The organism is Sphingobium sp. C100, from assembly GCF_000508185.1.
GTDB lineage: Bacteria > Pseudomonadota > Alphaproteobacteria > Sphingomonadales > Sphingomonadaceae > Sphingobium.
The window spans coordinates 1-13,928 of record NZ_AYOY01000172.1 but is presented as its reverse complement, the minus strand read 5'-3'; the positions used below and the strand labels follow the sequence as shown (position 1 = coordinate 13,928).

Annotated in this window: 13 protein-coding genes; 5 read left to right on the top strand and 8 right to left on the bottom strand. The window is 65.3% G+C overall.

What is annotated here, in order from left to right:
• Positions 1-9 precede the first annotated feature (9 nt).
• Complete coding sequence (locus tag C100_RS41465; RefSeq protein ID WP_024021011.1) at positions 10-1,146, bottom strand: serine hydrolase; 1,137 nt, start codon at positions 1,144-1,146, stop codon at positions 10-12.
• A 173-nt stretch (positions 1,147-1,319) separates the two neighbouring features.
• On the opposite strand from C100_RS41465, the gene C100_RS41460 reads away from it, so the two are divergent.
• The gene (locus tag C100_RS41460; RefSeq protein WP_024021010.1) at positions 1,320-2,162 is read left to right on the top strand and encodes an alpha/beta fold hydrolase; all 843 of its coding nucleotides are present in this window, start codon (positions 1,320-1,322) and stop codon (positions 2,160-2,162) included.
• Between the two features lie 129 nt (positions 2,163-2,291).
• Here C100_RS41460 and nadB read toward each other — a convergent pair whose 3' ends face one another.
• The 7 genes from nadB to C100_RS41430 all read right to left on the bottom strand — a co-directional run bounded on the left by nadB (position 2,292) and on the right by C100_RS41430 (position 10,603).
• On the bottom strand, positions 2,292-3,896 hold the full coding sequence (gene nadB, locus C100_RS41455; RefSeq protein ID WP_024021009.1) for an L-aspartate oxidase: 1,605 nt from the start codon (positions 3,894-3,896) through the stop codon (positions 2,292-2,294).
• Between the two features lie 20 nt (positions 3,897-3,916).
• Positions 3,917-4,339: a hypothetical protein gene (locus C100_RS48390; protein WP_152536506.1), complete on the bottom strand. Its 423-nt coding sequence runs from the start codon at positions 4,337-4,339 to the stop codon at positions 3,917-3,919.
• On the bottom strand, positions 4,336-5,262 hold the full coding sequence (locus tag C100_RS41450; protein ID WP_024021007.1) for an ABC transporter ATP-binding protein: 927 nt from the start codon (positions 5,260-5,262) through the stop codon (positions 4,336-4,338). The genes C100_RS48390 and C100_RS41450 overlap by 4 nt, the downstream gene beginning before the upstream one ends.
• 157 nt (positions 5,263-5,419) lie before the next feature.
• The gene (locus C100_RS41445) at positions 5,420-5,881 is read right to left on the bottom strand and encodes a RidA family protein (protein WP_024021006.1); all 462 of its coding nucleotides are present in this window, start codon (positions 5,879-5,881) and stop codon (positions 5,420-5,422) included.
• A gap of 55 nt (positions 5,882-5,936) precedes the next feature.
• On the bottom strand, positions 5,937-7,073 hold the full coding sequence (locus tag C100_RS41440) for an aminotransferase class I/II-fold pyridoxal phosphate-dependent enzyme (RefSeq protein WP_024021005.1): 1,137 nt from the start codon (positions 7,071-7,073) through the stop codon (positions 5,937-5,939).
• Between the two features lie 67 nt (positions 7,074-7,140).
• The gene (locus C100_RS41435; protein WP_031309957.1) at positions 7,141-9,711 is read right to left on the bottom strand and encodes a TonB-dependent receptor plug domain-containing protein; all 2,571 of its coding nucleotides are present in this window, start codon (positions 9,709-9,711) and stop codon (positions 7,141-7,143) included.
• 271 nt (positions 9,712-9,982) lie between these two features.
• Complete coding sequence (locus tag C100_RS41430; RefSeq protein WP_024021003.1) at positions 9,983-10,603, bottom strand: TlpA family protein disulfide reductase; 621 nt, start codon at positions 10,601-10,603, stop codon at positions 9,983-9,985.
• Between the two features lie 43 nt (positions 10,604-10,646).
• Here C100_RS41430 and argH point away from each other — a divergent pair, with 43 nt between their 5' ends.
• From argH to C100_RS41410, 4 genes are all read left to right on the top strand, one after another.
• Positions 10,647-12,017 (top strand): argininosuccinate lyase, encoded by a 1,371-nt coding sequence (argH, locus tag C100_RS41425; protein WP_024021002.1) that lies wholly within the window; start codon positions 10,647-10,649, stop codon positions 12,015-12,017.
• A complete protein-coding gene (locus C100_RS41420; protein ID WP_024021001.1) occupies positions 12,014-12,271 on the top strand; it encodes a hypothetical protein in 258 nt (85 codons plus the stop codon). The genes argH and C100_RS41420 overlap by 4 nt, the downstream gene beginning before the upstream one ends.
• 55 nt (positions 12,272-12,326) lie before the next feature.
• Positions 12,327-13,589: a diaminopimelate decarboxylase gene (gene lysA / locus C100_RS41415; protein WP_024021000.1), complete on the top strand. Its 1,263-nt coding sequence runs from the start codon at positions 12,327-12,329 to the stop codon at positions 13,587-13,589.
• Positions 13,589-13,928: precorrin-2 dehydrogenase/sirohydrochlorin ferrochelatase family protein (locus C100_RS41410; protein WP_024020999.1), on the top strand; the 340-nt coding region annotated here is incomplete at its 3' end. The genes lysA and C100_RS41410, both read left to right, overlap by 1 nt.

The following is a 13,928-nucleotide window of genomic DNA, read 5'->3' as shown; positions in this document are numbered from 1 at the left end:
TCCAGCCCGCTACCGCGTCTCGTGATTGGCCGCGACCGCCTTCGCCACCGCCTGCATCAGCGCCCAGCGTTCGGGGATCGACACGGTGGTCGAACCGATCATCACGGCGACGGCATAGCTGGTGCCGTCGGGCGCGGTCATGATGCCGATGTCGTTATAGCCGGTGGAGCGCGGCGCGAGATCCTGGCCCGTGCCGGTCTTGTGCAGATAGGACCAGCCTGCCGGGACGCCGCCCTTGATCCGCTTCGGCCCGGTCTTGGCTTCCTCCATGATCGACAGCAGCAGCCGCGAGGAGGCGGGCGAGAGCATGTCGCCCTGCTTGAGCTTCGCCAGCGCCGCCACGACCGACGACGGCGCCGCGCCGTCCGGCGGGTTGGCCAGATAATTGTCGAGCGCCTTCACGCGGGCGGACATGGGCAGCCGCGCGCGGGCGGCATAGAAATTGCGGCCGACCGAATAATCCTGCCGCCAGTCGAGGCCCGCCGTCGCCGACTGCAACAGCCGCTCGCCAGGGCCGAAGCGTATGTCCTTGATCATCCGCCGCGCCAGGAAACCGCGCACCGCATCCGGCCCGCCCGCCGCGCGCAGCAGCGCATCGTTGCAGGTATTGTCGCTCTGCGTCATCGCCCGGCGCATCAGGTCGGAATAGCTGGTGGTCCACCCGCCATCCTTCGCCACCAGCGCCGCGCTGGGCTGGTGGAAGAGGGTCAGGTCGTTCCGCGTGATCGTGGTGGTGTCGGTGAGGCGCAGCTTGCCCCGGTCGACCGCGTCGAGGAAAGTCATCGACACCCAGAGTTTCGACACGCTCTGTTGCGGGAAGAGGGCGTTGCCGTTCCACGCGACGGTCCAGTCGGCGCCGACGCGGCGCACGGCGATGCCGACCTTGCCATGGAAGCTCTGCCCCAGATTGCGGATGACGCTGACCAGCGCGGCCGGAGGCGCTTCATTCTGATTGACGTCGCGATAGGGCAGGGGCGGATTGGCGACCGGGCGGATCGGCCATGTGTTGGTGGTGGGGCGCGGCTGTTGCGGCGGCGTGGCGGCGGCTTGCGCGCGCGGTGGCTGGGGCGCGCTGACACAGGCGGACAGCGCCGCCACCAACAGGACAAGGCGCGCAAAGGCGCCCCGGCTTTCATTCGAACTCATAGCATTCCCCGCACTCTTGCTCACCATACGGACCCGTCAGGGCTGGTCCGGCAATATCGATGCGACGAATGATTCCACAAATGCGATGTAAGGAGGCTGAACCGTGCAACCTGTTGATCGAAGGCAAGTCGCGCTCAGTTGCGGTTCAGCGGCGGACAGGCAATAGCGGGGCCATGACCAAGGCGATGGACAGACGGGCGCTGCTGCTGGGCGCGGCGACGGCGGGCGTGACTTCATGGGCGGGCCGCGCATGGGCGGCCGCCTTTTCCTCGGACAGGATCGCGGTGTCGGTGCGCGGCACGGAGCGGGACGTGCTGCTGATTCCGGGTCTGGCCAGCGGGCCGGGCATCTGGAACGGCGTGCTGACCGCGTTGCCCGGCTATCGCTTCCACCTGGTCCATGTGCGCGGTTTTGCCGGCCTGCCGCCGCAGGCCAATGGCAGCGGCGCGGTGGTCCGGCCAGTCGCAGACGAGATTGCCCGCTATATCGGCGCGGTCGGGTTGAGGCGGCCCGCCGTCGTGGGTCATTCGATGGGCGGCACGCTGGCGATGCTGCTGGGGCTGAAGGAACTGGCGAGCCGGGTGATGGTGGTCGACATGCTCCCCGCCGGCGCGGCGATGGTCGGCGGCACGGCGAGCGGCCTGGGTTTCCTGGCCGACCAGTTGAGCGGCTACCTGACCGGCACGGCGGCGGGGCGGCGCTATCTGGCGCAGATGGTGTCGCAGGCGCCCGGCGCGCAAGGCAGTGATCCCGATGTCATCGCCAATGCGCTGCGCGACCTCGCCAATATCGACCTTGGTCCCCGATTGCCCGGCATGGCCGCGCCGCTGGAGGTGGTCTATGCCGTCGGATCGGACCCGCAACAGGCCGCCGCCATCACCAGCCGCTTTCGCGCCGCCTATGCCGACAAGAAGGGCGTGCTGCTCAAGGCGATCGGTCCCAGCGGCCATATGGTGATGGGCGACCAGCCCGCCCGCTTCAACGCGGCGCTCAAGGATTTTCTGCGCGGCGTTTGACCCGCGTCAAAGCCGGTGGCGGACCAGTGGCCCAATATTCAGGTTCCGGATGCGCTTGCAGCGTGTCCCTCCTCCACCTTGAGGCGCGGCGTTCCCCCGAACCCGTGCCTTCTTTTTGCGGGAGGGCGTTCAGGGCGCCAGCACCGTGTCCACCGCCGCCGGCAGCGTCTCGGGATAATCCAGCGTATAGTGCAGGCCGCGGCTTTCCTTGCGGTGGAGGGCCGAACGCACCACCAGCCGCGCCACTTCCAACAGGTTGCGCAGCTCGATCAGGTCGGGCGTCACCCGGAAATTGCCGTAATAATCATCGACCTCCCGCGACAGCAGATCGATGCGATGCTGCGCGCGCTCCAGCCGCTTGGTGGTGCGCACGATGCCGACATAGTCCCACATGAAGCGGCGGATTTCCTTCCAGTTATGCTGGACGATCACCTCTTCGTCGCTGTTGGTGACGCGGCTTTCGTCCCAGGGCTGGATCGGCGGCGGGGCGGGCAGGTCGTCCCAGTTGGCGCGGATATGCCTGGCCGCCGCTTCGCCGAAGACGAAACATTCCAGCAGCGAGTTGGACGCCAGGCGATTGGCGCCGTGCAGGCCGCTCTCGGTGACTTCGCCGGCGGCATAGAGGCCCGGCATGTCGGTGCGGCCGTCCAGATCGATCATCACGCCGCCGCAGGTATAATGTTGCGCGGGCACGACCGGGATCGGCTCTTTCGTGATGTCGATGTCGAGATCGAGCAGCCGGGCATAGATGGTCGGGAAATGATGCTTCACGAATTCGGGCGGCTTGTGGCTGATGTCCAGATGGACATAGTCGAGGCCGAGGCGCTTGATTTCATGGTCGATGGCGCGCGCCACAATGTCGCGCGGCGCCAGTTCGGCGCGATCGTCGAAGCGGGGCATGAAGCGCTCGCCGCCGCCCGGCACGCCGGGGGGGAGTTTCAGGTGGCCGCCTTCGCCGCGCACCGCTTCGGTGATGAGGAAATTCTTGACCTCCAGATTATAGAGGCAGGTGGGGTGAAACTGGTTCATCTCCATGTTGGAGACACGGCAGCCCGCGCGCCAGGCCATGGCGATGCCGTCGCCGGTGGCGCCGCGCGGGGCGGTGGAGAACAGATAGGTGCGGCCCGCGCCGCCGGTGCACAGGATCGTCGCGCGGCCGAGCAGCGCGTCCACACGCCCGGTCGCCCGGTTGAAGGCATAGACGCCCCAGACATGGCCGTCGCCCGAATAACGCTCGCCATGGCGGGAGGTGATGAGGTCGATCGCGACCATATCCTCCATCAGCGTGATATTGGGGTTGGCGCGCGCGGCTTTGAGCAGGGCCACCTGCACCGCATGGCCGGTCGCGTCATCGACATGGACGATGCGGCGGTGGCTGTGCCCGCCCTCACGGGTCAGATCCCAGCGCTTGCCGAAGGCTTCGCCGCCGTTGAACGGCACGCCAAGATCCGCCAGCCGCTCGATCGCGGCCGGGGCCTGGGACACGACATATTCCACTGTCGCGCGATTGTTGAGGCCCGCGCCCGCGACCATCGTGTCATGGACATGCGCCTCGAAACTGTCACCCGCGTCGAGTACGGCGGCAATGCCGCCCTGCGCCCAGTTGGTCGATCCACTGTCGAGCGCGCCCTTGGCCAGCACCAACACCTTGCGATCCTGCGCGAGGTTGATGGCGGCCGTCAGCCCTGCCGCGCCGGAGCCGATGATGATGACGTCATGGGTCGTGGTGGTCATAACTAATTCTCTCGTTGACCTCAGTCCTGAGCGCGATGGGTCAGGCAGCGTTGGCTGAAGCTTTGAAGTCTTGGATCTGGCGGGACGCTTCTGGCCCAGTCTTTACCGACGCGAAAAGTGATTTCTCGCTTGGCGGCGGCAAAAGAAGCGACAATTTTCTCGTCATCGATAATCATTCCGCGACCATGCTGCCCTCGGAAAATTCCTAAGGGGTGAATTGTCCCATCGATACTTAATGTGAAATGCGTAGCATCCGCAGGGTAATCGCCATCGAGCAGCGCCAGAACAGGGGTGCCCATACAGTTGAGAGCGACATAGCCTGGCTCGGCATCATTGAAATGATACAGGGTTGTCGGCCAAGTGTCTGTCCACTCCGCTTTTCGGTTGCAAGCTGCCATTAGTGCAAGAGGCAAAAATAGCCCCAGCACGAACCGCTTTTTCACGCCGCCGCCGTCAAATTCAGGAACACATCCTCCAGGTCCGGGTCGCGCGTCACTACATCGACAATGGCCAGGCCGCTGGCCTGTACCGCGCTCAGCACCTGCCCGGCATTGGCTTTGTTCTTGAGATAGGTGATGGTCAGCGTTCGCTCATCGGCCAGTTCGACCTTTTCGAAACTGGCGTCGACCGGCGCCGTCACGACATCACGATCCACTGTGATCTGCACCACCTTTTCCTGCGCCATCGCGATCAGTTCGCGGGTCGGCTTGTCGGTGATGAGCTGGCCATGGTTGATGATGCCGATGCGGTCGCACAGCTCCTCGGCCTCTTCCAGATAATGGGTGGTCAGCACGATCGTCACGCCCATGGCGTTCAATTCGCGGACATAGGCCCAGAGCTGCTGGCGCAGTTGCACGTCGACGCCGGCGGTCGGTTCGTCCAGCACCAGGATGGGCGGCGAATGCACCATCGCCTTGGCCACCAGCAACCGGCGCTTCATGCCGCCCGACAGGGTGCGGGCATAGGCGTTCGCCTTGTCGTCCAGATGGACCGCGCGCAGCAATTCCATCGAGCGGCGCTTGTCCTTGGGCACACCATAAAAGCCCGCCTGGTTGTCCAGCGTTTCAAGCGGGGTGAAGAAGGGATCGAAAACGATTTCCTGCGGCACGATGCCGATCGAATTCTTGGCGTTGCGCGGATTGACGTCGATGTCGAAGCCCCAGATGCGCACGTCGCCCGCCGTCTTGTTCACCATGCCGGCCAGGATGTTGATGGTGGTCGACTTGCCCGCGCCGTTCGGTCCCAGCAGGCCGTATATCTGCCCGCGCGGAATGGTGAGGTTGATCCCGTCGAGCGCGCGCTTGCCGCCCTTATAGACTTTGGTGAGGTTGCGGATCTCGATTGCGGGGGCGGGGCTGTCGGTCATGGCTGATCTCTATGGGGATCGAAGGCGGGGAAAGAAAGGGGGCTGATGACTCGCGCCCCTGCTGGAGCGCAAGAGCCCGGCCTCGCGCCCTCCCCCTTTTCGGCCATCCGCAGTTCGAGGGATCAGGTTCGCGCCGCATGATCGGGCGAACGGGCGATCAATCAAATGCGGCCATGCACTCCACCTCCAGCGGCGCGCCGAGCGCCAGCCCGTCCGCGCCAAAGGCGCTACGGGCGGGGAGGCGCTTGCCCTCGAAATAGGGGATATAGGCCGCGTTGAAGCGCGGCCAGTCGGCCATGTCGTCCAGCATCACCGTGCATTTGACGACATGGCCAAAGTCCAGGCCATTGTCCGCCAATATCCGGCCGATGGCGTCCATCGCGCCCTTCACGGCGGCGTCGAACCCTTCCTCATGCGCGTCCATGCCCGCCGGCACCTGCCCGATCTGTCCCGACAGGAACAGCAGGTTTCCCACACGCACTGCCGGGGAGAAGGGGCGTTTGGCAGGCAGCGGTTGCGGCTGGGGCTGGGGCTGGGGCTGGGGCGCGGGCTGCGCCAGTGCCGGGGCTGCGCCCGACAGCAGCAGGGCGCAGGCGACAAGCAGGGCGGAAGCTCTCATAGGTCCATCTCCTCGTTTCGGGCGCGCGCCAAGGGATTGAGCGGCGGCCGCAGGTTCATGCCAGCGCCTTGATCAGCGCGGTCTTGAACGCCTGCATCTCCGCCGCAGTGCCAAAGGAGACGCGGACCCAATCGTCCATATGTTTGCGCGGGCCGCCGATGAACACGCCGTCCTGCGCCAGCGCGGCGGTGACGGCGGCGCCGGGGCGGCCGACATGGATCATGGCGAAGCTCGCCTGACTGGGCAGATAGCGCAGCCCCCTGGCGTCCAGCCACGCGAACAGATCGTCGCGCACGGCCTTGTTCTGCGCCTTTCGGGTCGGCACCAGCGCGGGATCGAGCAGGCTCGCCTCCGCCGCGATCACGGCCGGCATGGGGGTGATGTTGACGCCATGGCGGGCCATGCCGTCGATCAGATCCTTGCGCCCCGCGATCAGGCCGCAGCGCAGGCCCGCCAGGCCGTAGATTTTGGAGAAGGTGCGCGCCACCAGCATATCGGCGCCGGCCGCGACCAGGTCGAGGCAGCTTTGCGCGTCGCTGAACTGGATATAGGCTTCGTCCACCAGCAGGATGCTGCCGGCCGGCTTGTGCGCCAGCAGCCATTCAATGTCGGCGCGGGCCGTGACGAGGCCGGTCGGGTTGTTGGGATTGCACAGATAATAGACGCCGGCGTCCGGCGCGGCGGCCAGCAGCTTGCGCGGGTCGGCGGCGAAATCGCCCGACAGCGGCACAGCGACCGACCGGGTGACGCTTTGGTTGCCAAGGCCAAGGAACCCCTGGTCGAAGGTCGGTTCGAAATAGGCGATCGGCCGTTCGGGCGAACTATAGGTCAACGCCACAGATCGCAGCGGCATGAACGAACCGGGGTGCACCTGCACCTGATCGGCAGACAGGCCGTTCTGGCGCGCGAACAGGCTTTCCAGCTTCCCGGCAAAGGCCATGCCATAGCGGCCGGACAGGGCGGGCAATTTGGCCAGTGCCTCCAGCGCGGCGGGGCAGGGGCCGACAGGATGTTCGTTGCTGTTGATGTAGATCGCATCGGTCAGCGTCGCGACCATGCCGGCCGGATCGTCCGGCAAGGCAACGGCGCGGCCACGCTGGGGCAGGGCGGGTGCGGCGGAAACGGCGCCGGCTGCGGCCAGAGCGCCGCGCATCAGCATCCGGCGGGAAAACGGGTCGGACGACGCGGTCATGCACTGTCCTTTCGCAAAGGAAAAAGGGCCGGTCCGTTGTCGGACCGGCCCCCCTTCGTGACATCGATCAGAATTTAAAGTCGATACGCGCGTAATAATAGCCGCCGGCGGAACCATAGGCGCCATGGCCGTAATAGGAATTCCAGGTTGTCGTTCCGTTTTCATAGGGCGACTGACCGGGCAGCACGGTCACGCCGCTCAGCAATTTGGGCTTTTCGGGGCGCTTGTCGAACAGGTTGTTGGCGCCGATCGAGAAGGTCACGAAGTCGGTGAAATCATAGCCCAGTTCCAGGTCGGTGATGCCCGTGGCCTTGACCACGCCGTCGCGTTCCTGCGGCTGGCCATTGAGCGCCGCGGCCGACAAAGCGGAGCGGACGAGGACGCTGGTCTTGCCATAGAAGGTCTGACGCAGATTGGCCGAGAAGGGGCCGCTGCTGAAGTTGACGCCGGCGACGACCTTATATTCCGGCGATGCGTCTTCGATATAGCTTTCCGACACCGCGCTGAACAGGGTCGGGTTCTTGTTGTCGGTGATCTTCGACTTGTTGTAGTTGGCGGTCAGCGACAGGTCGAGCTTGCCGAAGTCGAGCATCACGGGATAGCGCGCCGCAAAGTCGATGCCGTAGGTTTCGGTGTCGATCAGGTTCGTGAAGCTGGCGACGCCCAGGGTTTGCAGCCCGGTGTCGAGCACCAGGCCAGTCGATGCGATCGCGGCCAGGATGTTTTCGGCGCCGGGGACGGGCAGGCCGCCCTGGATGGCGGGCAGCGAGGCGGTTGCGGAAATGCGATCCTTGATCTTGATATAATAGCCGTCGATCGTGATCGCGAGCCGCGGGATCGGACGCAGCACGATGCCGGCCGAGAAGTTGGTCGATTTTTCCGGCTTGAGCGCATTGAAGCCCAGCAGCGTCGCGGCGGGCGAACCGGCCGGAAGCTGAAGCACCGCGCTGGTGGGACCGACATTGACGGTGGAGTAGAAGGATTCAGCCAGCGTTGGCGCGCGGAAGCCGGTGCTGGCCGTGCCGCGAATGGCGAAGGCGTCGGAAAAATCGTAACGGGTCGTGATCTTGCCGATCTGGGTATCGCCAAAGTCGCTATAATCTTCGTAGCGGCCGGCAAGATCGACCGTCCAGCCATCGACCGGCTGGGCGATCAGGTTCAGATATACCGCCTTGGAACTGCGGCTATGCTTGCCTGCGTCGACATCCTTGTAGCCGGGGAAGGACTGGACGCCTTCCTTGTAGGTCGAGGCGAAGTCGCCGGCCACGATTTCATAGGTGTCGCGGCGATATTCGCCACCGAAGGCGAGGGTCAGCGGCGCGGCCATGCCGACGTCGAATTCCTTGCGGATGTCGAGCGTGTTGGTCAGCTGGCTGAGCTTGAACCCGCCGTCATAGGCGTCGGTGACGGTGCTGGGCGTGACCGTTGATCCCGGCAGCAGGGACGCCTGGTAGGATTCGATCCACAAGGCGCGATGGGCCGATTCGATCGTCCAGATCTTGTTCTGGTCATAGCCATAGGTCGTGCTGACATCATAGTTCCAGCCGCCGCCGAACTCGCCCTTGGCGCCGACGGTGAAGCTATATTCCTTCTGTTCGACCTTCTGCTGCGGCACCATGCCGAACGTGCCGGTCTCGCCATAGCAGGTCGACAGGTCCGTCGAGTCGGCGCAGATGCGGTTGGGCGGGCGATAGCCCTGTTTGGCATAGCCCACGCGGCGGGACACGTCGCCGAAGCTGTAGAGTTCGACCCCGCCGAAATCATAGCCCATATTGTAGAAGAGCAGGTTGAGCTGCGACTTCGCCTGGCCGCCGTTGATGCCTTTCAGATCCAGGCCGGCCCAGGCGGGATCATAATAATTGTTGGTCGATCCGAACTGGCCGGCATAGGTGCCGGCGGTGTTGACATAGGGATTGCCGTCAATGTCGGCCATCGTCACCTGGCCGGTGCCGGTCGAGGTGTAGCTTTGGCGGCGGTGGAAGGCGGTCACGTTGAAAAAGCCGTCCTCGCCCAGCTTGAACCCGACATTGCCGGATGCGGAGAAAAGTTCGCCTTCGCTGTTATAATATTGGCCGCCCGTGACCTTGAACGTGCCGCCTTCGGTCTGGTCCTTGAGGATCAGGTTGATCGCGCCGGCGATCGCGTCGGTGCCGTAGACGGCGGCCGCGCCGTCCTGCAACACTTCGATGCGCGATACCGCGTCTGGCGGGATGAGGTCGATGCTGGGCGCGGCCGAACCCTGGAACGGACCGGCGATGACCTGAAGGATCGCCGAACCATGGCGGCGCTTGCCATTGACCATGACCAGCGTGTGGTTCGGGCTGAGGCCGCGCAGACGGGCCGACAGCGAGAAATTCGACATGTCGGTGCCCTGCGTCTGGGCGGTGAAGGACGGGACCATCTGGGTCAGCGCCTGGTTGAGGTTGGGCTGGCCGACATGGCTCAGCGCCTCCTGGCTGAACACCTGCACCGGCGCGGCGCTGTCGGCGGCCTGCATGCCGACGGCGCGGGTGCCGGTAACGATGATGGCGGTGCCGTCATCGGCCTGCGGTTCCTGCGGCGCTTCCTGCGCCATCGCGCAAGCGGACCAGGACGAAGCCAGTATAAGTGAAAGTTTCATTGCGGACAGTCGCGTCATTCATGCCCCCTGTTTTGCATTATCGATGACAAAGAGGGGAAACGACTGACCGCGACGAAACCGCTACCGCACTGCACAAAATTTAAATAAAACGGTTATATATCTAACTTGAAAACGAAATTAATCCAACATGCTCGCCCAGGGTTCGCGGATTGTGCAAGTGAAAAGGCGGCATTTGCCACGGTGCAATTTGCAAGCAACTGGCATGGCGGATTTTCGTCGTTCATTCGTTTTACGCCGGCCGATCCGGCCGCCGTTCAATCCGGCCTGTTCACGACGCCATGGCGGCGTCGATCAGCGCCTTCGCCTCCGGCCCTTCCCAATCCATAGCGCCGACCACGCGCAGCATTTCCTTGCCCTGCGCGTCATAGAGTACGGTCGTGGGCAGCACGCCGGTCGCATAGGCGAAGCCAAAGCGATTTTCCGGGTCGGCATAGCCCTTGAGATGCGGCAGCTTGTGCTTGGCGAAGAAGGGCGTCACGACCTTTGCGCCTTGCATATCCTGCGAAATGGTGAGGACGGCGAGCCCCTTCGGGCCGTAAGTCTGCGCAACGCGATCGAGTGTCGGCATTTCCGCCACGCAGGGCGCGCACCATGTCGCCCACAGATTGACCAGCAACGGCTTGCCGGCGAAATCCTGCAAGCTCATGTCGCTGCCGTCCGGGGCGACGAAGGTGAAATCGGGCGCGGGGGCGCCAGCCTTGCTGCGGTCCAGCCGATAGTTGAAGGCGGCGTCCCCGCCATGGCCGCCCGTCGCCTCGCCCCCTGCCGCTTCGCCTACCGCCTCGCCCGATGTCGGCAGCGCCTCGCCGCTGATGGCGGCATTGGCTTGCTCCTTGGGCTGCGATTGCCTATCGCAGGCCGCCAATCCGACAGGCAGGAGCAGTATCATTAGCGCGCGCAACGAGGGTTCCAAGGGAGCAGGCTCCAATAGCATGTGGGGCGGCCGGTTTGCCGCCGGCCCGGCGTCAGTCATGCGGGAGATAAATGCCTCCATCCCCTTCGACAAGCGATTGTGGAAACAGGACATCGCCGGGTCCAAGGCGCATGTCGCGATGCTGGCCGCGCGGAACATCGTCGAGGGCGAGGACGCGCAGGCGATTACCGAAGGGTTGAACCGCATCGCCGCCGAATATGAAGCCGATGGCGTGCCGGTGGACCTGGACCTTGAAGACATCCACATGGTCACCGAATCGCGCCTGGCCGAACTGATCGGCCCGGTCGCCGGTCGCCTGCACACCGCGCGCAGCCGCAACGACCAGGTGGCGACCGATTTCCGCCTCTGGGTGCGCGACGCCATCGACGAGGTGGAGGCGGGGCTGGCCGCGCTTCAACGCGCGCTGGTGGCGCGCGCCGACGACCATGCCGATGCGGTGATGCCGGGTTTCACCCATCTGCAATCGGCGCAGCCGGTGACGCTGGGTCATCATCTGATGGCCTATTATGAAATGGTGCGCCGTGACCGCAGCCGTTTTGCCGATGCGCGCGCGCGACTGAACGAATGTCCGCTGGGCGCCGCCGCGCTGGCCGGCACCGGCTTCCCCACCGACCGGCACATGACGGCGGCGGCTTTGGGCTTTGCCAAGCCGACCGACAACAGCCTGGACAGCGTGTCGGACCGCGACTTCGCGCTCGATTATCTGATGGCCGCGACGCAGGCGTCGCTGCATCTGTCGCGGCTGGCGGAGGAGTTCATCATCTGGGCGAGCCAGCCCTTCGGCTTCGTGAAATTGCCCGACGCCTATTCGACCGGCAGCTCGATCATGCCGCAAAAGCGCAATCCCGATGCCGCCGAACTGGTGCGTGGCCATGCCGGGCGGATCATGGGCTGCATGACCGCGCTCTGCGTCACGATGAAGGGGCTGCCGCTCGCTTATTCCAAGGATATGCAGGACGACAAGCCGCCGGTGTTCGAAGCGCATGACCTGCTCGGCCTTTCCATCGCGGCGATGACCGGCATGGTGGAGACGGTGACGTTCCGCACCGACCGGATGCGCGCCTTGGCCGAAAGCGGCTTCGCCACCGCGACGGACCTGGCCGACTGGCTGGTGCGCGAAGCCAATATCCCGTTCCGCGAGGCGCATCATATCACCGGCCGCGCGGTCGCCGCCGCCGAAGCGGCCGGCGTGCCGCTCGACCAGTTGCCGCTCGACACGCTGAAGGATATTGACGCGCGGATCGACGATCGCGTCTATTCGGTGCTGACGGTCGACGCATCGGTCGCCAGCCGCAAAAGCCATGGCGGCACCGCCCCCGATCAGGTGCGGGCGCGGATCGCGCAGGCCAGGGAGGAACTTGGGTCATGAAGAAGCGGACGCTTGCCGGGCTGGGCATGATGGCTTTGGCACTGGCCGCCTGTGGCGGTCGCCAGCCGCTCAAGCCGCTCGAGGGCCAATCGCTGCCCGCCGTGCCGGTGGGCGCGGCGACCGCGCCGAGCAGCACGGATCTGCTGACCACTTCCGTCCAGGCGCGCCCGGAACGCAATGTGGAGTTGCTGACCCAGTCGCGCGAACGTGGCGACGATAAATTCGACCTGCCGCCCGAAGCGCGGCCGCAATAGATTTGCTGATAATATCGTCATTGTCCGCAATGACGAAGGGATACGGGAACAGAGCTTGGATCATTTCACCTATGTCGACGGCGCCATGCAGGTGGAGCAGGTGCCGCTGGAAACGATCGCCGATGCCGTCGGCACGCCCGTCTATATCTATTCGACCGCGACGCTGGAGCGGCATGTCGGTGTATTTCGCGACGGCCTGTCGCAGCTTCATGACCCGCTGATCGCCTTCGCGGTCAAGGCCAATCCCAACGCCGCCGTGCTGGCGACGCTGGCGAAGCTCGGGCTTGGCGCGGACGTGGTGTCGGGCGGCGAATTGCTGCGCGCCATCGCGGCGGGCATTCCCGCCAGCCGCATCGTCTTTTCCGGCGTCGGCAAGACGGCGGACGAAATGCGGATCGCGCTGGAACAGGGCATCTACCAGTTTAATCTGGAAAGCGAACCGGAAGCCGAGATGCTGTCGCAGGTCGCGCTCTCCATGGGCCGGACGGCGCCGGTCGCCTATCGCATCAACCCCGATGTCGACGCCGGCACCCATGCCAAGATTTCGACCGGCAAGTCGGAAAACAAGTTCGGCATTCCCTATGAGCGCGCGCTGGCCAGCTATGCCGCCGCGCGCGATCTGCCGGGGCTCGACGTGCAGGGCGTCGCCGTCCATATCGGCAGCCAGTTGACCGACCTCGCGCCGCTGGAGGCTGCCTTCGTCAAGGTCGGCGCGCTGATCGAACAACTGCGTGCGGACGGGCATGACATTCGCACCGCCGATCTGGGCGGTGGCCTTGGCGTCCCCTATGATCCTTCGCAGCCCCCGCCGCCCAGCCCCGCCGCCTATGGCGCGATGGTGACGCGGGTGACGCAGGGCTGGCCGGTGCGGCTGATGTTCGAACCGGGCCGGGTGATCGTGGGCAATGCGGGCGTGCTGCTGTCGCGCGTGGTGCGGGTGAAGCAGGGCGCGCGGGCGCCCTTCGTCATCGTCGATGCGGCGATGAACGACCTGATGCGCCCCAGCCTCTACGACGCCTGGCATGATATTCGCGCGGTGAAGCCCGCGGGCGCGCGCGAGACCGCCAATGTCGTCGGCCCGGTGTGCGAAACCGGCGACACTTTCGCCATGCATCGCGACATGGACGTGGTGGAAGCGGGCGATCTGGTCGCCTTCATGACCGCAGGCGCCTATGGCGCGACCATGGCAGGCACCTATAACAGCCGGCCGCTGACCCCCGAAGTGCTGGTGTCGGGCGACCAATGGGCGGTGGTGCGCAAACGGCCGCCGGTGCAGGCGCTGATCGACGGCGACATCATCCCGGACTGGGTGGCCTGATGCAAAGCCTGCCCGTCTTCCTTCGGTTGACGGGACGCCCGGTCATCCTGACCGGCGCGGGCGAGGCGGCCGACGCCAAGCGCCGCCTGCTGGAACGGGCGGGCGCGCGCATCGTGGGCGAGGATGACGCGCAGGCGCGCATCGCCATCGTGGCGGACGGCGACGAAGCGACGGTGGACCGGCTGCGCGCGCGCGGCGTGCTGGTCAATGCGACGGACCGGCCCGCCTTGTGCGACTTCACCCTGCCTGCGATCGTGGATCGCGATCCGGTGCTGATCGCCATCGGCACGGGCGGGGCGTCGGCGGGCCTGGCCAAGGCGCTGCGGCAGCGGCTGGGGG

What these genes read in the sequence shown, in the direction of transcription:
- C100_RS41465 (WP_024021011.1), bottom strand. Translation starts at nt 1,146, where the DNA reads ATGAGTTCGAATGAAAGCCGGGGCGCCTTTGCGCGCCTTGTCCTGTTG.
- C100_RS41460 (WP_024021010.1), top strand. Translation starts at nt 1,320, where the DNA reads ATGACCAAGGCGATGGACAGACGGGCGCTGCTGCTGGGCGCGGCGACG.
- nadB (WP_024021009.1), bottom strand. Translation starts at nt 3,896, where the DNA reads ATGACCACCACGACCCATGACGTCATCATCATCGGCTCCGGCGCGGCA.
- C100_RS41450 (WP_024021007.1), bottom strand. Translation starts at nt 5,262, where the DNA reads ATGACCGACAGCCCCGCCCCCGCAATCGAGATCCGCAACCTCACCAAA.
- C100_RS41445 (WP_024021006.1), bottom strand. Translation starts at nt 5,881, where the DNA reads ATGAGAGCTTCCGCCCTGCTTGTCGCCTGCGCCCTGCTGCTGTCGGGC.
- C100_RS41440 (WP_024021005.1), bottom strand. Translation starts at nt 7,073, where the DNA reads ATGACCGCGTCGTCCGACCCGTTTTCCCGCCGGATGCTGATGCGCGGC.
- C100_RS41435 (WP_031309957.1), bottom strand. Translation starts at nt 9,711, where the DNA reads ATGACGCGACTGTCCGCAATGAAACTTTCACTTATACTGGCTTCGTCC.
- C100_RS41430 (WP_024021003.1), bottom strand. Translation starts at nt 10,603, where the DNA reads ATGATACTGCTCCTGCCTGTCGGATTGGCGGCCTGCGATAGGCAATCG.
- argH (WP_024021002.1), top strand. Translation starts at nt 10,647, where the DNA reads ATGTGGGGCGGCCGGTTTGCCGCCGGCCCGGCGTCAGTCATGCGGGAG.
- C100_RS41420 (WP_024021001.1), top strand. Translation starts at nt 12,014, where the DNA reads ATGAAGAAGCGGACGCTTGCCGGGCTGGGCATGATGGCTTTGGCACTG.